This window comes from Hymenobacter elongatus (genome assembly GCF_004745955.1).
GTDB lineage: Bacteria > Bacteroidota > Bacteroidia > Cytophagales > Hymenobacteraceae > Hymenobacter > Hymenobacter elongatus.
In genome coordinates this window covers 69,703-89,500 of the sequence record NZ_SRLD01000016.1, presented here as the reverse complement: position 1 = coordinate 89,500, position 19,798 = coordinate 69,703, and the positions used below count along the sequence as shown (strand labels likewise).

15 protein-coding genes and 1 pseudogene are annotated in these 19,798 nt (G+C 59.6%); 11 read left to right on the top strand and 5 right to left on the bottom strand.

Going from position 1 to position 19,798, the window contains the following annotated elements:
* Window positions 1–96 precede the first annotated feature (96 nt).
* Window positions 97–912, top strand: coding sequence for a mechanosensitive ion channel family protein (locus tag E5J99_RS10005; protein ID WP_135497588.1), 816 nt, complete (start codon window positions 97–99; stop codon window positions 910–912).
* 93 nt (window positions 913–1,005) lie between these two features.
* On the opposite strand, the gene E5J99_RS10000 is transcribed toward E5J99_RS10005, so the two are convergent.
* The gene (locus E5J99_RS10000) at window positions 1,006–1,737 is read right to left on the bottom strand and encodes a hypothetical protein (protein ID WP_135497587.1); all 732 of its coding nucleotides are present in this window, start codon (window positions 1,735–1,737) and stop codon (window positions 1,006–1,008) included.
* 366 nt (window positions 1,738–2,103) lie between these two features.
* Between E5J99_RS10000 and E5J99_RS22250 the strand changes: the two are divergent.
* Window positions 2,104–2,300: pseudogene (locus E5J99_RS22250) on the top strand (DEAD/DEAH box helicase); the annotation flags it as partial.
* 197 nt (window positions 2,301–2,497) lie between these two features.
* Here the strand turns inward: E5J99_RS22250 and E5J99_RS09995 are convergent.
* Window positions 2,498–3,247, bottom strand: a complete 750-nt coding sequence (locus tag E5J99_RS09995; RefSeq protein WP_135497586.1) for a hypothetical protein — start codon at window positions 3,245–3,247, stop codon at window positions 2,498–2,500.
* 211 nt (window positions 3,248–3,458) lie between these two features.
* On the opposite strand from E5J99_RS09995, the gene recQ reads away from it, so the two are divergent.
* From recQ to E5J99_RS09950, 9 genes are all read left to right on the top strand, one after another.
* On the top strand, window positions 3,459–5,681 hold the full coding sequence (gene recQ / locus E5J99_RS09990; protein ID WP_135497585.1) for a DNA helicase RecQ: 2,223 nt from the start codon (window positions 3,459–3,461) through the stop codon (window positions 5,679–5,681).
* 351 nt (window positions 5,682–6,032) lie between these two features.
* Window positions 6,033–6,713 (top strand): DUF2306 domain-containing protein, encoded by a 681-nt coding sequence (locus E5J99_RS09985; RefSeq protein ID WP_135497584.1) that lies wholly within the window; start codon window positions 6,033–6,035, stop codon window positions 6,711–6,713.
* Window positions 6,710–7,558 carry a hypothetical protein gene (locus E5J99_RS09980; protein ID WP_135497583.1) on the top strand — a complete coding sequence of 283 codons (849 nt, stop codon included), beginning with the start codon at window positions 6,710–6,712 and terminating at the stop codon, window positions 7,556–7,558. Before E5J99_RS09985 ends, E5J99_RS09980 begins: the two co-directional genes overlap by 4 nt.
* 29 nt (window positions 7,559–7,587) lie before the next feature.
* A complete protein-coding gene (locus E5J99_RS09975) occupies window positions 7,588–8,352 on the top strand; it encodes a hypothetical protein (protein ID WP_135497582.1) in 765 nt (254 codons plus the stop codon).
* A 71-nt stretch (window positions 8,353–8,423) separates the two neighbouring features.
* Complete coding sequence (locus tag E5J99_RS09970) at window positions 8,424–9,299, top strand: hypothetical protein (protein ID WP_135497581.1); 876 nt, start codon at window positions 8,424–8,426, stop codon at window positions 9,297–9,299.
* A gap of 149 nt (window positions 9,300–9,448) precedes the next feature.
* Entirely contained in the window at window positions 9,449–10,255 is an 807-nt protein-coding gene (locus E5J99_RS09965) for a LexA family transcriptional regulator (protein ID WP_135497580.1), read from the top strand.
* A gap of 162 nt (window positions 10,256–10,417) precedes the next feature.
* Complete coding sequence (locus tag E5J99_RS09960; RefSeq protein ID WP_135497579.1) at window positions 10,418–11,137, top strand: pirin family protein; 720 nt, start codon at window positions 10,418–10,420, stop codon at window positions 11,135–11,137.
* A gap of 148 nt (window positions 11,138–11,285) precedes the next feature.
* A complete protein-coding gene (locus E5J99_RS09955) occupies window positions 11,286–11,999 on the top strand; it encodes a GAF domain-containing protein (protein ID WP_135497578.1) in 714 nt (237 codons plus the stop codon).
* Window positions 12,000–12,030: 31 nt separating this feature from the next.
* Window positions 12,031–12,309, top strand: a complete 279-nt coding sequence (locus E5J99_RS09950; protein WP_135497577.1) for a hypothetical protein — start codon at window positions 12,031–12,033, stop codon at window positions 12,307–12,309.
* Window positions 12,310–12,489: 180 nt separating this feature from the next.
* Here the strand turns inward: E5J99_RS09950 and E5J99_RS09945 are convergent, their stop codons facing one another.
* The 3 genes from E5J99_RS09945 to E5J99_RS09935 all read right to left on the bottom strand — a co-directional run bounded on the left by E5J99_RS09945 (window position 12,490) and on the right by E5J99_RS09935 (window position 19,463).
* Entirely contained in the window at window positions 12,490–14,361 is a 1,872-nt protein-coding gene (locus tag E5J99_RS09945) for a M2 family metallopeptidase (protein WP_135497576.1), read from the bottom strand.
* A gap of 333 nt (window positions 14,362–14,694) precedes the next feature.
* Window positions 14,695–15,633, bottom strand: a complete 939-nt coding sequence (locus E5J99_RS09940; RefSeq protein WP_135497575.1) for a M90 family metallopeptidase — start codon at window positions 15,631–15,633, stop codon at window positions 14,695–14,697.
* A gap of 254 nt (window positions 15,634–15,887) precedes the next feature.
* Entirely contained in the window at window positions 15,888–19,463 is a 3,576-nt protein-coding gene (locus tag E5J99_RS09935; protein WP_210114432.1) for a T9SS type A sorting domain-containing protein, read from the bottom strand.
* Window positions 19,464–19,798: the final 335 nt, after the last annotated feature.

Here is a 19,798-nt window from a genome sequence, read left to right as displayed (position 1 = left end):
AGGTTGCGCCGCCACTTGCCTATGTTTGCTTCCTGAGCGACTTGCGTACACCCGCCGCTGATTCCCTATCATCCCGCTACACTTCCTCTTCCTGCCATGAATCAAATTTCCACTTACGCCCAACAGCTCCAAACCTTGCTCGTGCTCTATCTGCCCCGCGTGTTTATGGCCCTGCTGGCGCTGGTCATTGGCTGGTGGGTTATCGGGCGGGTCAGCCGGCTCATCACCGCATCCACCGCCCGGCTCGACGTGTCGCTCCGCTCGTTTCTGACCAGCCTGGTTAACATCGTGCTGAAGGTGCTGCTGCTGATTTCGGTGGCCGGCATGGTGGGCTTCGAGACAACGTCGTTCGTGGCCATTCTGGGGGCAGCGGGCCTGGCCGTGGGGCTGGCCCTGCAGGGCACGCTGGCCAACTTTGCCGGCGGCGTGCTCATCCTGATCTTCAAGCCCTACGTGGTCGGCGACGTGATTGAGAGCCAGGGCAAAACCGGGGAGGTGCGTGAGATTCAGATTTTCAACACCATCCTCGTCACGCCCCAGGGCGACACCATCATCCTGCCCAACGGCGCGACGTCCAACAACGTCATTGTCAACAAAACCGCCCAAAACCGGGCCCTGGTCGATATTCCGGCCGAAATTGACGGTGCCAACGACCTGGCCGCCGTGCGGGCCTGGGCCGTGCCGCTCATGCTGGCCGACGCCCAGGTGCTGCCCGATCCGGCGCCCGAAGTAGTGGTGACGGCCCTCAAGCCCGGCGGCATGAGCGTGGCTTTTCGGGCTTACACCCGCGCCGGCCAGAGCATACCCGCCTATGGCCGCCTCATCGAGCAGCTCCAGCGGGCCCTGGCCCAGCAGGGCGTGAAGGGCCCCGTGCCGGTGTCGCACACCTACACCCGCGCCTTGCCGGAGTAGCGCGCCACCAACTGCCCGTAAATGCCAAAGCGCCCGGCTTCCTTCGCGGAAACCGGGCGCTGACTGTATCAAAGCCGAAAAGGCTGGGCAGTACTACTGCATCAGGCGGCTTGCTACCTGGTTTGGAGGGCAGGGGAGAGCCATATCGTACACTTCGCCTTCGGTTATGTCAGCGCCAGCCTGATTGACGCCAACCATCACGAAGCATTCCTCATTGCCTTCCTTGAGGCCCTTGTACACGCGGAGACCGATGCAGCCGGGTTGGGCCAGCAGGTTACGGTATACCTTGGCGCTGAAGTAACCGGCCCATACGCCTTGCGGGTGCAACTTGCGGTAGGTTCTCGTCATGTCGGCCGCCTGCTCCACCGGAATAAGCGCCCCGCCTTTCAGCACGGGGAGCAGCTTTTGCTCCCCAATCTTGGTCGAAACCAGGATGCTGTTGAATGGGTGGGGCGGACCCGTTGGCGACTCGTCGGAAATGTCGCCATCCGTCATGTCGCCTACAGCGTTTACCCCTACCAGCACGAAGGTATTGTTGCCCTGCTTATTAACGGCGTGGTAGATGCGCAGGCCCAGACAGCCTTTCTGGTCCAGAATCCCGTTGAAAATAGTGGCGTCCGTGAAAGCGTCCCACATTTCGTTGGGGTGGGTCTTCTGGAAGCGGTGGGTCCATTCCACGGCTTGGGCCGAGGAAATCACCTGCCCCGCCTGGGCCGTCACATCGGGCTGCACGGTCAAGTCGCGCGCCGCCTGCTTCTCCGAGCAGCTGGCCAGGCTCAGTGCCCCCAGGCCCACGGCAAATACCCACGTAAAACGTAGTTTCATCGATTCAAATGGTTAAGAATGAATAAAGCTGCAAGCTAGAAATACATTTTTATATCTCAGGATATGAATCTATGACGGCCAGACTAAACGCATTTGAATAAGCTCGATCATTCCAGATGGTTTTAGAGCCACTTTTTGCTTTGATGCGTGCCGTCGTCGCGGAACAGGCTTTCAGCAAAAGCCCCCTTTACAGACTTGCTGAACAGTCGAGCTTATTCAAATGCGTTTAGTCTGTTATGACGGCCCCGCGAACATTACTATGGTAGATACCTCTCCGTGCGAGCCGGTCGGGTAGGGTAAGGCGGTGGCGCAACGCCCAGTTTACCGTCGTGTTTTTACCGCATGTTATTTGCCCCCGAATCCCTCATGCCGATCATCAAATTGGCCCGGCGCGTCCTGAAGCAGTAGTACGGCTACGATTCCCTCCGGCCGATGCAGGAAGACATCCCAACATCATGAGCGGCCGCGACACGGTGGTGCTCATGCCCACCGGGGGCGGCAAATCGGTGTGTTTCCAGGTGCCGGCAGTGGTGCAGGAAGGCGTCTGCGTGGTCGCCGCGCCCAGTCAGTGCCGGCCAGCGCATACGATCTATGGCCGCCTCATCGAGCAGCTCCAGCGGGCCCTGAGAGACCCGTGCCCGTGTCGCACACCTACACGCGGGCGTTGCCGGAGTAATTGGTCAGCCAGTGGCAGCTACGAAAACGGCCGGCCCCGGAACTTCCCGGGGCCGGCCGTTTGGCCTTGAGTAAGCAGGACAGGCTACTGCTCCCCGTGCATCAGTGGACTTTCGGCGCTGCAGTTGGGCGGGCAGGGGGCCGCCATATCGTAGAGCAGGCCCTCGGTCATGTCGACACCCTTCTCGTTGACGCCGACCAGCACGAAGCACTCGATGTTTCCCTCTTTCAGGCCCTTATACACCCGAATGCCGATGCAGCCGGGCTGCTCGAGCAGCTCCCAGTACACGCGGGAGCTGAAGTAGCCGGCCCGGCCACTGCCGGCATGCTTAGCCTGGTAGTGCATGGTCATTTCAATGGCCTTGTCCAGCGGAATAAGGGTGCCAGCGGGCAGCACTGGTGCCTTTGGCTCCTCACCCGGCTTGGCTAGCAGAATGCTGCGGTAGCTGTTGGGTGGGCACTTAGCAGCTTCGTCGGCCAGCAGGCCCTCGGTCATGTCGGCCCCCTCGCTGTTCACGCCAACCATCACAAATGTGTTGTCGCCACCGCTGTCGGTGCCGTGGTAGAGGCGCAGGCCCTGGCAGTCGGCCTGGCTGAGCAGCTGGTTGAAGATGCCGGCTTCAGTGAAGACCGCCCAAATTTCCTGCGGATTCGCCTCCTGAAAGCGGGTGGTCCATTCCACGGCCTGCGCCGAGGAAATAATCTGCCCGGCCGGGGCAGCGGCATTCGCCTGCACAGTCAGCTCATTCACCGACGATTCTTTCTCGGCACAGCCCGTGACGCCCAGTGCCCCCAGGCCCACGGCCAACACCCAAGTAAAACGTAGATTCTTCAAATTAAATGGTTAAAAGTAAATGGATGACGCAAGCTAGAAATACATTTTTATATCTCAGGATATGAATTTATGACGGAGCTGCTTCATGCCCCCGCCACTGGTCCGGCAGTCCAGAATTAGTCGGTGGAAGGGCACAATTTCCGCCCGTTTGGCGTTGGCTTACCCTGAGAAAACTCCTGAAACTCCCGTTTTACCGTCGTATTTTTACCGCATGTTGTTTACCCCCGAACCCCTTGCGCCCACGCTCGATTCTGCCCGGCGCGTCCTGAAGCAGTATTACGGCTACGATACCTTCCGGCCCATGCAGGAAAGTATCATTTCCAACATCATGAGCGGCAAGGATACGGTGGTGCTCATGCCCACCGGGGGCGGCAAATCGGTGTGCTTCCAGGTGCCGGCCGTGGTGCAGGAGGGCGTCTGCGTGGTCGTTTCGCCCCTCATTGCCCTGATGAAGGACCAGGTGGAGGCGCTTAAGGCCAACGGTATTCCGGCCGAGTACATCAACAGCAGCGTGGGCCAGAGCGAGCAAACCAGCATTGCCTCCGACTGCCTCAACGGCTACCTGAAGCTGCTGTATGTGAGCCCCGAAAAGCTGGTCTCGCCGGGGTTTCTGCAGTTTTTGCAGCGCCTGCGCATCAGCATGTTTGCCATCGATGAGGCCCACTGCATCTCGTCGTGGGGCCACGATTTCCGGCCCGAGTACACCCAGCTGCGGGTGCTGCGCGAGCAGTTTCCGCAGGTGCCCATCATTGCCCTCACCGCCACCGCCGACCGCCTCACCCAGCGCGACATCCAGCAGCAGCTGCGCATGCACGAGCCGGAGGTGTTCCTTTCCAGCTTCGACAGGCCTAACCTCAACCTCATCGTGCGCCCCGGCCAGAACCGCGTGGGCAGCATCGTGGAATTTGTAACGGCGCGGCCCAGCGAGTCGGGTATTATCTATTGCCTCTCGCGCAAGCAGTGCGAAACCCTGGCCCAGAAGCTCAAGGAAAAAGGCGTGCGGGCCAACCACTACCACGCCGGCATGACGCCCAACCAGCGCGCCAGCGTGCAGGAAGGCTTCCTGCGCGACGATCTGCAGGTCATCGTGGCTACCATTGCCTTCGGCATGGGCATCGACAAGAGCAACGTGCGCTGGGTGATTCACTACAACCTGCCCAAAAATATCGAGGGCTACTACCAGGAAATCGGGCGCGGCGGGCGCGACGGAGCCCCGGCCACGGCCATCCTGTTCTACAGCTTCGCCGACGTGATGAGCCTGCGCGACATGCTCACCAAGGACGCCGACCCGCGCCTGTCCCAACTCAGCCTCACCAAGCTGGAACGGATGCAGCAGTTTGCGGAAGCCGCTTCCTGCCGCCGCAAAATCCTGCTCAACTACTTCGGCGAAACCCTGGAAAAAGACTGCGGCAACTGCGACATCTGCCGCAATCCGCCCACTACTTTCGACGGTACCGAGCTGGCCCAGAAAGCGCTGTCGGCCGTGGTGCGCATGCGCGAGCGGGCTCCCATCGGCCTGCTCATCGATGTGCTGCGCGGCATGCGCAACCAAGCCATTCTGCAGGGCGGCTACGAGCAGATCAAAACCTACGGCGCGGGCCGCGACCTGCCGTATCTGGACTGGTACAGCTACATTCACCAGATGCTCAACGACGGCTTGCTCTACATTGCTTACGAAGAGGGCTACTCGCTGAAAATCACGGAGGTAGGTAAGCTAGTGCTGCAAGGCCAGCGCCAGCTGCCGATGAAGAAGTTTCAGCCCGCCGAGAAAGCCGAAAAGCAGCCCCGGGGCAAGAAGGCCGCCAGCGCCGCCAGTGCGCCCACCGATGCCGCCGGCCAGCTCTTCGAGCGGCTGCGGCAGCTGCGCAAGCGCCTGGCCGACGAGCAGAACGTGCCGCCCTACGTCATCTTCACCGATACGACCTTGCAGGAAATGGCGGCCGAGCGGCCCGTGTCGCGCACGGCCATGCTGGCCATCGGCGGCGTGGGCATGAAGAAGTTCGAGAACTACGGCGAGGTCTTCATCAAGGCCATCCTGGAGTTTGGCGGCGCGCCTAATCCGTCCGATGCTGCCGAGGACGACGAAGACGAAATGCCCGGACCCGCGAAGCCCCGCCGTACCCGCGAAGCCGGCGACACCCACGAAACGACGCTGCAGCTGCACCGCGCCGGCCTCAGCATCGATGAAATTGCCGAGCGCCGCAACCTGGCCGCCAGCACCATCCGGGCCCACATCGAGACGCTCTACGCCAAAGGCCAGTCCATCCGCCTCGACGAGTTTCTGAGCCAGGGCGAGTACGCCGAAATCACGACGGCCCGGGCTCAGCTCGGCGGCGAGCCCCAGCTGCGCGACCTGTTCGACCACCTGCGCGAGAAATACGACTACTTCAAGCTCCGCTTGGCCGGCCTGTATCAGAAGCGGCTGAAAAGTTAATGTGCTAATGATTAGTGTGCTGATGTGCAATCGGTTGTCATTGCGAGGCAAAGCCGAAGCAATGCGTCCTGTGCGCAGTACGAAGCGACCTTTTACCAGAAAGCAGTTTCCCGTTGCACACGCAGAAGGGCTTTTTGCTGTAACGCGAAGTTCCACTTCGCGACGCGTTGAACGACTGTCGTTCGGGAGAATGCAACGCCTCGCGAAGTGGAACTTCGCGTTACATTCTGTGCTGCGTCAACTCCAGGGTCGTATTTTGTAGGGTGGTAAGTCTGGTAAAAAAACCGACCGGACTATATCATAACTATATACCTGCCGCGTTATATTGCCTCCGCGCTTCGCCAGTTTTCCATGCTTTCTTCCCTGAGTTTCCCGCGCCTGCTACAGTTTCTGGCGGGCGCGCTGGTAGCCGCCTTTACCGTATTGATGGTTACTAAAGTATGGCCATACCTGTCCTTTGAGCCGGGTATTCATTTCCTGACTACCAAATCGGACGCTACCAACGACAACGGGCTGTTTCGGCTGGGCTTTTACGTACATATCACCAGCAGCCTGTGGGTGCTGGCGGCGGGCTTGGCGCAGTTTTTCCCGCGCCTGTTCCGGGGCCGGGCCGCGCTGCACCGCAATCTGGGCAAGCTCTACGTCATTTCCGTACTGGCTTTGGCCGGGCCTTCGGGCCTGATTCTGGCCGGTTTCGCCAACGGTGGACTGGTTGCTAAAGTCGGCTTTGCCTTGCAGTGCGTGGTGTGGTGGCTGAGCACCTGGCAGGCCTACCGCCTGGCCCGGCAGCGCCGCTGGGAAGAGCACACCGCCTGGATGATCCGCAGCTTCGCCGTGACGCTGGCGGCCCTGAGTCTGCGCTCGGAAAGCTACCTGCTCTACTACGTATTCGGCACCAAGCCCATTGAAACCTACCTCACCGTCACCTGGCTTTCCTGGACCGGCAACCTGGTGCTGGCCGAAGTGCTGATTCAACTGGGCGCGGCGCGGCGGCTGGTCCGGTCCTTTCATAGTACACCCACTATCCGATGAGCCGCGGAAAAAAAATCCTGCTTGGGTTTCTCCTGACGATGAGCTTGGCAGTAGTGGCCGTGGTGGCCTGGGCCTGGTGGCGGCACGCATTTGAGCAGCGCGCCGAAGCCAGCTACGACCCCATGATGCTGCCTTCGCGCAGCCGGCAGCTGCTGCCGCTGGCCGATACCCTGAACCGGCCGGAGCGGCTGGCCTTATTCCGGCGTTATGATATTGCCCGCCTCTGGCTGCTGGGCTCGGAAGACCCCGTGCAAAATGGCTTCGTGGGCCCGCACCACCAGCGGCTCGAAGTCGTGTTTCAGCAGGCCCGGCAAGACCAGCAGACGCCCGGCCTGTTCCATGTGCGGGCTCTGATGCGGCTGCGGCACCGCATCACGCCGCTGCAAGGCCAGATTCAGCTGCGGCAGGTCCGGCAGCACGGCCAAAGGAATAAGCAGAACCCACAACTGCAGGTGTATACGGCCGTCGGCAGCTTTACCTTCTGGTCGCGGCAGTCGAAGCAGCGGCTGTTGCAGGGCACTGCGGCCATCGATTTTGATACATCGGATAAGCAGGAGTGTAGTTTGTATGCGGATAACCTGTCGATGAAGCATAATACCCGCTGTTTCGCCTTTGAAGGCTACTATTACCACAATCAGCAGCGGCAGTCAGCACTCTGGGCCGCCGACTTTGCCCGCTTAGCCGCTGAGGTCCTTAGTGACTTCAACGTGGGTGGCCGGCATGTAACGGTCAACCCCAAATATGCCCGCTACGGCTGGAATGAGTATTACCAGAACGACGAGTGGTGGGCCGAAAAGTCGGTTGCCACGCGTAGCCGCCCCGCCGCTCAGCCCGAAAAGCTTTAGCCTCCTTCGCCCGTTTTTTCCGCTACCCCATGAAGCTGCTTGTTCTGCTTGCCGCCCTGCTGACTACGCTGGCCGCCGCTGTTCCCGCCCCCAGGCCCACCACCCGCAAGCCGGCATCATCAGCGGCCAGCCCGGCCGTGCTGCTACGCAAGTTCGATCTGGCTCCGCTGTGGCTGGTATCGGCCCGGCCGGCCGAAGCCCAGACTATGCTCGGCTACATGGGCCCGCACTACCGCCCCTTTAATCTGGTGTTTGAAAAGGTGTGGCGCGACAGCAAAAATCCGGGCCTGTATCATGTGCAGGGCAAAAGCCGGGAGCGGGAGCGGCTGCTGCCCTTTAGCGGCACTATTACGCTCAAATCCCTGAAAAAAGTAAAGGCTCCCTATCAGTCCGAATCGTTTAAAGCGCTGGGCCACTACCAGGCCAGCGGCTCTTTCCGGTTGGTCGAAAGCCCGGCGGAAGAAGGAGCAGGCACCTTCACGGGCACGCTGCTGGTGGCCTTTTCCCAAACCCCGCAGGGAATTGCCTATCAGCCGGGCCGCATCCATTGGTGGACCGAAGGCGAAGCGGGAGAAGGCTCCAAATTTACCAGCACCTGGAATAGTGTAGCTCACCCGGCCGCTATTAAGCTGTTGTGGGCCAGTAACTTCATGGGAATTGCCAACACCGTTCTACAGGATTTCAGCCTGGGGGAGCGGGGCCCAAGCATCAACCGCAAGTATACCCGCGTGGGTTGGCAGAAATTCTGGGACAACGAAGAGTGGTGGGCCGAAGCCGAGGAACCTGCTTTGTAGCGGATAAGAAGCTGATTCCGATTATTCTGCCGCTGCCTTTGCGCCACCTGTTATTCTCTTTCAGCAGTACTATGAAAAAGACCTTCTATCTGCTCGGTTGCCTGGGGTTTCTCGCCGCCTGCCAGCACTCAGCCGTCAAGCAGGTCAGCGCCGCCGACCCGGCAGCTGACCAGCCGGCTCCGGTGCGCAACGCCTCGGCGAAAACGCCTGAAGTACTCCCGGTGCTGACGCCTGAGATGCGCACGTTTCTGGCGCAGTATGATCTGGCGGAGCTGTGGTGCCCGGCCGACGATGCCAGCATCAGCGCCATGAACGGCTTTCTGGGAGCCGACCATTACCGCGTGGAAATCGTGCTGCTGTCGGTGCGCAAAGACACGCTGCGGCCCAGCATATACTATGTCACGGGCAAAGACCGGTTCAAAAACCGCATAACCCCGTTTGCAGGCACCATTACGCTGCAAAGTATCAATGATCTGGCCATTGGCACAGCGGAGATGCGCGGGTATCTGGATAATGAAAAGAGCAACGCAAAGGGCTACACGGCCACGGGAACGTACATTTTCAACGAAGAGCCGGCCAGTAAAGGTGCCGGCACCTTTTCCGGGAAAGTAGTCGTCGATTTCAGCCTCGACCCCAACCTGCCCGATGGGCTGGCGCTATTCGGCCTGTCTATCCCGGCCACGGAGGCATCGGCCACGCGGGGCTCGATCAGCTTGTTCGAGGGCACCTGGCGCAGCTACCACACCAACGGGCAGAAGCCGGTCATCTGGGCCTATAATTTTCTGCCGATTGCCAGCGAGGTGCTGCAGGATTTTAGCATCGGCGAGCGGGAAGTCAGCATCAACCCCAAGTATGCCCGCCTGGGCTGGAATGAGTACTGGACCAACGAGGAGTGGTGGGCTGGGCCTGGTACCAGCACGGCCCAGGCTGCCACCGATAATCTCTAGCGAGCAGCCGAGGGGGGGTTGGTGAAAACGCCGGAACATTTTTTCTAAAAAATTAAAGCTAATTGAATTAGTAAAGCTGCGGGTTTGTTGCTAATTTCACGAGCCGATAACCCTTTGATGTCGAAGCCTTTCCCGGCTCCCCACCCGCGATGATTAATACCAACCTGAAATTCTGGCGGCGCGAATTAGCCTTGACTCAGGCTCAGATGGCCGAGAAACTAAATATTAAACGCTCGCTAGTAGGCGCTTACGAAGAAGGCCGCGCCGAGCCCAAGCTCAGCACGCTGGTCAATATGGCCCGCTTGTTCGGCATCACCCTGGACTCGCTCGTAACGACGGACTTCAGCAAGAAAAGCGCCCAAAAAGCCGCCTTGCGCCAGCTGGAGCCTGCCTCCGCCCCCGACCCGTCGCCGCCCCGCCCCGCCAACGGGTTGCGTATTCTGGCTCTCACCGTTGACAAGGAGCAGAACGAGAACATTGAGCTCGTGCCGCTGAAGGCCAGCGCCGGCTACCTCAATGGCTACGCCGACCCCGAGTTTATTGAGGAGTTGCCGAAGTTCCGCCTGCCGATGCTGAGTACGGGCGGTACCTACCGGGCTTTCGAAATAGCCGGCGACTCGATGCTGCCCATCGCCTCGGGCACCGTCATCGTGGGTCGCTACGTCGACGACTGGATGACCATTAAGGATGGAACGCCCTGCATCGTGGTCAGCAACAAGGAAGGTATTGTGTTCAAGCGCATCTTCAACCGGCTGAAAGACGGCGCTACCCTTTCGCTGCACTCCGACAACCCGGTGTATTCGCCCTACGAAATTGACGTGGAAGACGTGGTGGAAATCTGGGAGGCACGCTCCTACATCAGCAGCACGTTCCCCATTGCTGATCTGTCGCTGAGCCGTTTGGCCAGCATCGTGCTGGATTTGCAACAGCAGATGAACACCCTGAAAAAAGCGTAACTGCTAGTACGAACAGGAGAGCTTGCGCTCCTGCCCAAATCAACTTAAGGCCTGCCCGGATTTCCGGGCGGGCCTGCTTGTTTGCAGGTGGCTGCTAACTTCACCGCCCTCTGGCGCGTATGCTTTACGCACTTTGCACCCACTCCACCACCCCGAACTATCATGCTGAAGTATATCCCCGCCACCGACCGTCATCATGCCGCGCCCGTTAGCTGGTTGAGCAGCTATTTCCTGTTTTCCTTCGCCGATTACTACGACCCCAACAACATTCACTTCGGGCCGCTGCGGGTTTTCAACGACGACAGCATCGCGCCCAATTCGGGCTTTCCGCAGCACCCGCACTCCGAAATGGAGATTGTAACTATCGTGCTGGATGGTGAAGTGACCCACGAAGACACCATGGGGAACAAAACCACCATTCCCAGGGGCGAAGTGCAGCGCATGACGGCCGGCACGGGCATGGCTCACTCCGAGTTCAACCGCACCGATAAGCCGTTGCATATCTACCAGCTCTGGTTTTTGCCCAACCAAAAAGGCCTCGCGCCCAGCTACGAGCAAAAAGACCTGGATTTGCTGGACGGCAAAAATGAGCTGGTCCCGCTGGTATCGGGCCAAAAAGTGCTGGAAGATGTGGTGTATATGAACTCCAACAGCACGATCTACTGGTCGAATCTGAAGGAGGATAACGAAATCGAGTTCAAGACCTTTCCCATTCGCAACACCTTCATCTACGTGAAGGAAGGCACCATCTTCGTCAACGGTACCGAACTCGGCCCCAACGACCAGGCCCGCATGACCGACGAACATGTGGTGCAGATTCGGGCCAAGAAAGATGCCCAGTTCATTCTGATTGATCTGCCGGCCGCAGAGGCGAATTATTAGCCAAAGCGGGTTACCAGTTGTTGGTACTGCGCAGGTGTACCTCGCGACTCGTTGCTGCCAATAAGTAGTTCAACGCGTCGTGAAGTACACCTTCGTGGTGCATGTATACCATCCCTTTCGATCGGCTCCAATGAGTTGACCCCAACCTATGACTACCACTTTTCCGGATTCTCTGGTGCCCGCCAACGACGCGGCCCGGCTACGTACGCTACACCAATACGACATTGTAAACACCACACCCGAGCCGATTTTTGACGACTACACGGCCTGGGCGGCGCAGCTTTTTAACACGCCCATCTCGCTGATTTCTCTGGTCGATGATGAGTACGTGTGGTTTAAATCCGTGACCGGGGCCGAGGGCATTACCAGCCTGCCGCGAGTGGAAAGCATGTGTTCTGCCGCCATTCTGCAGGACGAGGCCGTCGTTACTTCCGACTACAAGCCGGAAAGCTGCACCCTCATCAAGCCCGACGTAGCCCAGGCCATCGGGCTGAAATTTTATGCCGGAGCCGCGCTTCAAATGCCCGATGGCTCTCGCGTGGGCATGCTGGCCGTTATTGGCCGGGAGTTTCGCACGATATCGGAGCGGGAAACAGCCGTGCTGGCCCGCCTGGCCGCGCTGGTCAGCCAGACCATAGAGCTGCGTGCCCGCTACCTCAAAGGGCAGCACCAGGAAGAATGGGAAGCAGCCCAGTCGGAGCTGGCCGACACGCTGGACGAAAACTCCGCCCTGGCCCGCTACCTCAACTCCCGCAATAACGGCATCGACTACGAGGACGACGAAGTAGCCCAGCTCATCGAGCGGCGCTTGGACGGGTTGGCGAAGGTGCTGAAGCGGCGCATGGCGCAGGCGGCGACATAATCAAGGATAGCTTGCCAAGGGAGTGATACACATGAAAAATTCTGCTAATGCCTTATTGCTTCTAGCGTTAACAGTGCTTGTCTCATGCCAAGGCGATGCTGGAATAAATGTTAAAGACGATTCGGGAGTTATCATTCAGGCTGTTTATGACTCGGGAGTAGGCGGGTCTTCACTTGTGTTAAGAAAAAACGGCACTTACACATGGCTTAGTGGTCTTGTGAACCCACCACAACAAGGTTCCTATGTTGTTCGTGACAGTGTAATTATCTTGAATAACATTAAACTGGAAGGGGGGACTAAAATCGAGTGAATTGTTGATTACCAATAAAAATCCTTGGCAGGAGGTAGCAGGCAATGAAGTTCTAGTCCAGGTGAATAGCCAGCTTAGTATTGTCGACAGTATATTTATATTCACTGTCGACAAGGATGTAAGAAAAAAGCCTCGCCCGTAACCGGCGAGGCTTTTTGTTTCCTGGAGGCTCTGGAAAACCTACATCGTGTACTTCCTGCCCTTGTTCTGCGCCTTCAGGTACACCATCAGCGGCTGGAAATACTCGACCATGGCGCGGGCGGAGAGGTCTTCGCCGGTTTTGTCCTTGAGCACCGCACGCCAGTCTTTGCTGGCCCCGGGGCGCATGATGTCGGCCAGGAAGGTGCCTACTTCTTTGCTGCCGTAGTAGTTGGTAGCGTGCGGGTCCTGCTTCAGGATTTTCTTGGCAATGTGGTCGTGGAGCTGGAACAGGATGACGTAGGACAGGGCATAGTCGTAGTACTGGGCTGGGTCGTCGTTGATGTGGGTTTTGGTGGCCGGGTCGAGGTATTGCTCGCCGCGCGTGGTGGGCGGCACGATGCCCTGGTATTTTTTCACCAGCTCCCACCAGCGGGCGTTGAGTTGGTCGGCGGGCAGCTTATCGGCGTAGAAGCTGTTTTCCCACTCGCTCATCACGCCCGAGGAGAAGGGGATGAAGGTCACGTAGTTGAGGGCTTCTTTGAGCAGCGTTTGGGTTTCGTCGGTTTTGGCTTTGGCGTCCATCAGGCCCAGGCCTACCAGAAACGGCTTCTGAGTGGCGGCTAAGCCCATGAGGCTGCCCATGGCTTCGTGGTAGGCGCGGTTGGCCCCGGCCCGCAGCAGCACCGGCACCTCGGGGTTGGTGTAGGTAAGGTAGTAGTAGATGTGGCCCAGCTCGTGGTGGGTGGTTTCGTACCACTCAGTGTTCGGCTCCACGCTCATCAGGCTGCGCACGTCGTTATTCAGATCCATGTGCCAGGCCGAGGCGTGGTTGTTCTTCTTATACGTGGCACCCTTGGGCAGCGGGTAGAGGCTGCTTTTCTCGTAGAACACCGGCGGCAACGCCTGAAAGCCCAGGCTTTGGTAAAACCGCTCGGCCTGCTTCACCTGCCATTCCGCGCCCTTTTTGGCCAGTGTGGCGTCCAGGTTCACGCCCTTCACGTCGACCATGGCGCTCCAGTCCTGGCCCCAGCGGTTGGGTAGCCAGGAGGCGGGCAGGTAGTCGGGCACTTGCTGCACCTTATACTTTTTGGCCAGCTCGTAGCGGGCGTAGGTGTGCAATTCGCGGTACAGAGGCCTCAGCTCATCGTTGATCTGGCGCACCAGCGTCATCATTTCATCCCGGCTCAGGCCGTAGTCGGAAGCCTGGTAGGTGAAGTAGTCGGGGTAGCCCAGGGCCTGCACGGTTTCGTTGCGCAGCCCGCGCAGGTTCAGCAGACCGTCCTTGAGGGTGGGGCCGATGGCTTTGCTGGCTTCCCAGATGGCCTGGCGCTTTTGCGGACTGTTTTCCTTGCGCAGCAGCTCGTCGAGGTCGTTGGTCGTGACGGACTTGCCCTGGTACTTGTAGTCGAAGCCGTAGAGCTTCTCGGTTTGTTGGGTTTCGGCCTTGATGCGGCGCTTGACCACGTCGGCAATGGTCTGGGGCGAGTTGGCCGCGTTGTAGAGCGCCGCCTGCAGCTGCTTGATCTGGAACTCCTGGAGCTGATCCTTATGCTCCAGCAGCTGCCGTAGCTCGTTGATGTTGCCGGCGCTACCAGTGAAGGCGGCCATGGCCTCGTTGGCGCGGGCCGTGGCTACGGCGTTGGTCGAGTCGCCGGCCACAATACGCGTATTGGAGCGCCACTCTGCCTCCGCCGATTGGGTATAGAGCTTCTGATATTCAGTGGAATAGTTAGTCAAAAACTCGTCGGCCTGCCGGCCCCAGTCGACGGGCGCGGGTGGGGCTGCCGACTCGGCAGTAGGTGTAGTAGAAGGCAGAGCAGTGCCGATATTGGTTTTGGCTGTGGGCGCGCAGGCCCAGAGCACAGTACCCAGCGTGGCCACGGCAACACCCGAAATCAACGGTTTCTTCATTGGAAAAGCAGTAGAGGGAGAGGCAAGGGGAACGTTCAGATCCCAAAATAACCACTTACCGCCGAAGTGCCGCTAAACCCGCTGAGCCGACGCCCGATTTGGCGATAGTTGTGTTTTTGTCCTGCTTGGTTAAGAGGCATCTCACTAAGAGCATATTGGGAAATAGTCAAAAAATTCGATTTCGTCATGCTGAGCGCAGTCGAAGCATCTCTACCGCAGTAGTAATTGGATTTGCCAGTGCGGTAGAGATGCTTCGACTGCGCTCAGCACGACACGAAAAGCAACATCCCAAACACGTTCTTAGGCAACGCGCAAACCGGGTAGTTTGCGCGGCTAGGCTGCCTGCTGCAGCAAGTGGCAATCTTTGTACTTCTTACCGCTGCCGCAGGGGCAGGCATCGTTACGGCCAAACTTGCGTTTGGAGCGCAGGGTTTGCAGCCACTCGCGCGGGTCGACGCTGAAGCGCAGGAAGCGCTTTTTCGGGTTTTGCCGCAAGGCCCGGCTCAGGAGCTGATACAGTTCGGGGTGGTTTTCCTGGAGCTTTTCGGGCTTCTCGAAGAAGTACTCCGTCACGACGGCGAAGAATTCGGCTTCGTTGGTGCCGCCATAAGAGTTGATTTCCGAGTTGCCCTCCCGAATAGCGGCAATTTCGCGCTCCATCACCTCGGCCCAGGGCTTAAGCAGCTCGGGCGGCAGAGCCAGCTTTGGTATGCCGTCGATAACGCCGTCGGCCTCGTCGAGCATGTGGGCAAACTCATGAATGCCCACATTCTGTTTGTCCATCCCGTCCTGAAAGCCGTGCTCCAGCGACGCTTTCGACAGGTGCATATAGTGCTGGTTCTGGAAGCCACGCACTGAGCCCAGCAGCTGACCCTGCAGCGGAGCCACTTCCCGGTTTGGGTCGCGGGCTTCCTTCCAGGCATCGGGCACAATCAATACTTCGCCCAGGTTACCGTATTCCCAGTCGCGGAAGCCGAAAATGGGGATAATGGCCGAGGACGCCACCAGCAGGCGCGTCACGTCATCCACTTCGGTTTGCAGGCCCGTAATGCGGGTTTGGGCCAGAAATACCTGCACTTCCCGCTCGAAGCGCTTCTTTTCCTCCACGGTGAGGGAGAGGTAAAAAGCAACGCGGGTTGTCAGAATCTGCCGCCACTCGTCCGGAAAATCGGCGGCCAGAGCAGCGGCCTTCACGCGGGCGTCGCGGGTGACGTAGCGGTAAAACAGGAAGATGATAACGGCCAGCACGACCAGCCAGACAAGATAATTCATGGCCGGGTAAACGGGATGCCGGATTTTAGGTTGGCTTAATCGCCAGCAGCAACCGGCCGGGCGGCTTGATCTGGGTTGGGGCAAAGATGCTGGATTAGGCTCACGCAGGCCTACCCGGCGTTTAGCCAACAGCTCTGGATGGGTCAGGCCTACCTGGTATCATTCCCGTTCTTTGCGGCCATTCTGCCTGTCGTCGATTTTCACCGGAAGCGGCTGCGCTCTGCCCGGTGAAAACCGACGAAAAGGCCAGCAGCTTACTCATGCAGCACCCGCTGCGACACCACGCGGCTGCCCGACAAAAGCCGTAGCGTATACACCCCGGCTGGCTTGCCCTGTAGTGATACCTGCACCGGGGATGCCAGGCGGTCAGCTGGTATGAGCTGCTCGACCAGCACGTGCCCAAACGTGTTGAGCAGCTGTAGCCGTACCGCGCCGCCGTTGGCGAAGGTGGAGGGCAGCTGCACTAACATCGCTTCGCGGGCGGGTTGCGGGTACACGCTCACCGCCTCAGAAACCGAAGCGGAAGCGGCGCGCTGGGCGCCGGGCATGAGCTGCAGCGTCAGGCGTTTTTGGTCCAGGTTGCCGATGTTGCCTACAAACTGATAGCCCGCGGAGAGACGCAGATCATAGGTGCGGTTCCCCTTCTGATCATGGAGCAGCACGGCCGTACTGGCGGGCACGTTGCGCAGCGTGGCCGTTATAGTACACGACATGTTCTGGGACAGAGTCAGGTTCAGCGGCACGGCTACGGGTGCGGCCGTTAGCGCGGGCAAACCGTTGATAGCCAGTAGCTCGGTCCCTGCCCAGGAGCTAAGCTCGGGGCGTGCGCTGCCGGCCGGCATGGGGTATGCGGCCTCGACGGGAATCTTCCAGGCATCGGCTTTGGCCTCGGCTGCTGCTGTAGCCTGCGAATCGAAATAAACCGCCGTTTCATCTGTGCTGCCTGAGGCCGTGCGCAGCAGCAGGCGCACCTGAGGGCGCTGGTCGGCAGGCGGCACGAAAGCCGAGGCCCGGGGCAGGTATGCCGTGCGGGCCGCGTCAGTAAACGAAAACCCGGTCGCTATTCCTCCTACCGGGCCCACCACGCGCACAAAGAAGGCCTGCATCACATCAACCAGTGGATTGCCGATACCATTGACGTAGTAGCGGAACGTACCTGCTTCCCGCTCATATACGTATAGGGCACGCCCTACGCTGGCGGGCAGCGTGGCGGCCACCACTCTCCAGTCGAGCAGGGAAGGGTAGGGGTTGCCCAGCAACTGCCAGCCCCCGGCCGGACGGGTGCGCAGCAGCGGCGGGCTGCTGATGGAGCCCGTGTTTAGGGTACCGGTCAGGGCAAAAGTGGTGCTGCCGCCTAGTCGCAGATTGTAGCCACTGCCCGGCGTAAGAGCCTCACTAAGAGCTGCCGGCGACTGCCAGCCACGCCAGAAGCCATTGGTTGCCACCGTCTCCGTGTATTTGAAGACACTAGGCATAGGGCTTACCGTTGCCTTGGGCGACTTCAGCGAGTTGAAGGCTGGGTTGACCACCGGCGTATATTCGGGCGTCGCCAGGCTGCTAATCGTGGCAGCCGTGATGGGCGAGGCCAGCTGCGTGTATTCTTCGGTTCCGGCCGCTGTTTGCCGGGCGGCGGTGGCGGGGAAGCTGCCAGCAGGGGAGCCGCCAGCAGGCCGACTACCGGAGGTGCCGGCGTAGTACTGCACCGTTACGGCACCAATGACGATGCCCGTACCGGTAGCAATGACCATAGCCGTACCGTTGGCATCACCCAGCAAGATCAGGTTGCCGTTGGAAATCAGGTTGCCCGTCAGGGTAAGCACCTGCTGTACCTGCACTGGCCCCTGCAGCTCGGCCCCGGCCGGGCCTACGGTAAGCGAGGCCAGCTGCACTGTACCGCCATTGCCGCCCAATACCTGCGCCGTGGTCCCCGTAAAGGCCAGGCCCCCGCTACCGGTTTGTACCAGGCTGCCCCCGTTATTGACGAAGGCTCCCTGAACAGACAGCGTGCCGCCGGTAATGTTGAGCGTGCCGCCTTGCAGCGTCAGGTCGTCTACTGCGGCGGCCCCGGCCCCGATAACGGGATTATGCACTACGCCGGCCGGAATGAGGGCGTCGCGGGAGGCAGTCGGTACACCGCCCGTCCAGTTGGCTGGCTCAAACCAGTCGGAAGAAGTGGCACCGGTCCAGGTGGTAGGGCCGGCCAGGAAAGGACCGGGGCTAACCGCCTTGCCTTCCGGGGTACTGGCCGTAACATAGCCTGGCAGTACCCCGTCGGGGGCCGTAGTGGCCAGGGAGGTGCCCTCGGGGCTGGCCGTGAAGGAGGGCTGGGCCAGGGAGCCAAAGCGGAGCTCGGTAGTGCTGCCCAGGTTGCTGCCGCTGATGGTAACAGCAGTACCGGTAGTGCCCAAGCCGGGAGACAAGGCGGTTATCAGGGGAGTGTCGCCCATATAAGCGCCGAAGGCATTGATAAACCGCTTGGGGCCTGATGTTGAGGCGCTGCCAAAGTATATGCGGACGGGGTCGAAGCTAGAGCCAGAGCCGCCAAAGCTGCCGCCGATAGCCACGCCAGACATATTCGCCGCAAAAGCCCGGACGTTAAAGCCCCTGTTATCGGCGTACGACTGCCGGGCCCAGCGTAGGGTGCCATCGGGGGCGTAGCTCAGCGTATAGTATTCGCCGCGGGGGAATGTTTCTCCTTGGTTGGTGCCGCCGGTAAGGGTGGTGGGGCCTATATCTACCGTGCCGGAAAAGCCGGCGCCCGTGTAGCAGTTACCGGCCGGATCCACGGCTATTTTAGGCTGCAGGGAAAGACCTGGCTCGGCAGCGGCAGCCGCCCGTTGCACCAGCCGGGTCCAGAGCAGGGCATGGGCCGGCGAAAACTTGGCCACAAAATGGGCCGGCCCCGGAGCCGTTAGCGTGGTTCCGTCGAGTACCAGCGAGTTGGTAAAGGCCCCCGCCAGGAAAATATTGCCCCCGGCATCTACCCCTAGGCTCTGCGCTTCATCGGGGGCCAGCCACGCATCGAGCAACACGCCCGTGGCCGAGTAAGTAGCTACAAAGGGGTGGGGGGCAAACGAGCCCGAGCCCGCGTCGGGCGCCGTAAGGGTGGTGGAGCCGAGGGTCAGCTGCTGGGAAAACTCCCCAAATACTGAAACGCGGTTGGCTCCATCGGTGACCAGCTGCTGCAGTCGCAGGCCAGGGGCGTGCAGCGTCGTGGCCCATTCGGGAAGGCCGCTTGCACTGAACGTGCCCACAAAGCCGGTGGTTTCGTCGCCGGGAAAGGCGGTCAGCGTTGAGCCGAACGTTAAGGTTGTTCTTACTGTGCCTGACACAAAAAGGCGGTTTGTACTACTGACTACTATTTCGCCCATACTGCCGCTTTCACCGGCTGCCGGCTGCCAGAGCCAGGTTGTAAACCCATCGGCACTGCGCAGACGGCTCACGAAGGTTCCTGGGGCATAAGTCAGGCCATTGTCGGTAAAGGGCAGATAGAGCGAGCCCGCCAGATACACGTCGCCACCGTCCTCGCCGGCCAGTCCGCCGGTTACATTGCCAAAGCCGGACATGCTGAGACTCGTGTTTCCTATGTTCCTCTGCCAGCTGTTCTGAGCTGGCCCGCCGTGTTTGAGTACGAAAATGCCATTGGCACCGCCATTATTCCCAAAAGCCTGGGTGCCGGCTAGCGTAGTGCTGTTGCTGACGTCCAGGGTCACGTGCGAAGTAGATGCCGTGGGCGTGGTACTGGGGCGGCCCGCCCAGCTGGAAATCTGGGCTTTGGCAGTGGAGGTTGCCAACAAGAGCCCCAGGAAAAGTACAATTCGTGCAGCCATAGGTGGGGAAGTGATTAAGTAAGACATGGTTGTCTCTCATTAATTTACCCAATATCTGCCCATGGTTAAAGTTTTTACTTAAAAATTTATATACTATAGTATAGTGCTATTCTATTTTAAAGGGTCTGGCTAAATAGGGACGAAGCCGCATTACCAAGCTGATACAATGACGGCGAATACAGCAGAATTCCCGCCGAATGACTCACTGATGCCGGCAGGACAGTTACCAAAGATAGCAGTACAGCCAGGTGCCAGGAAAGACAACTTACTATACGCAGAACCCACGGGCGTTGCCTGAGAACCAGATTGTAGGCTGCAAAGACTTGCCAAACAGC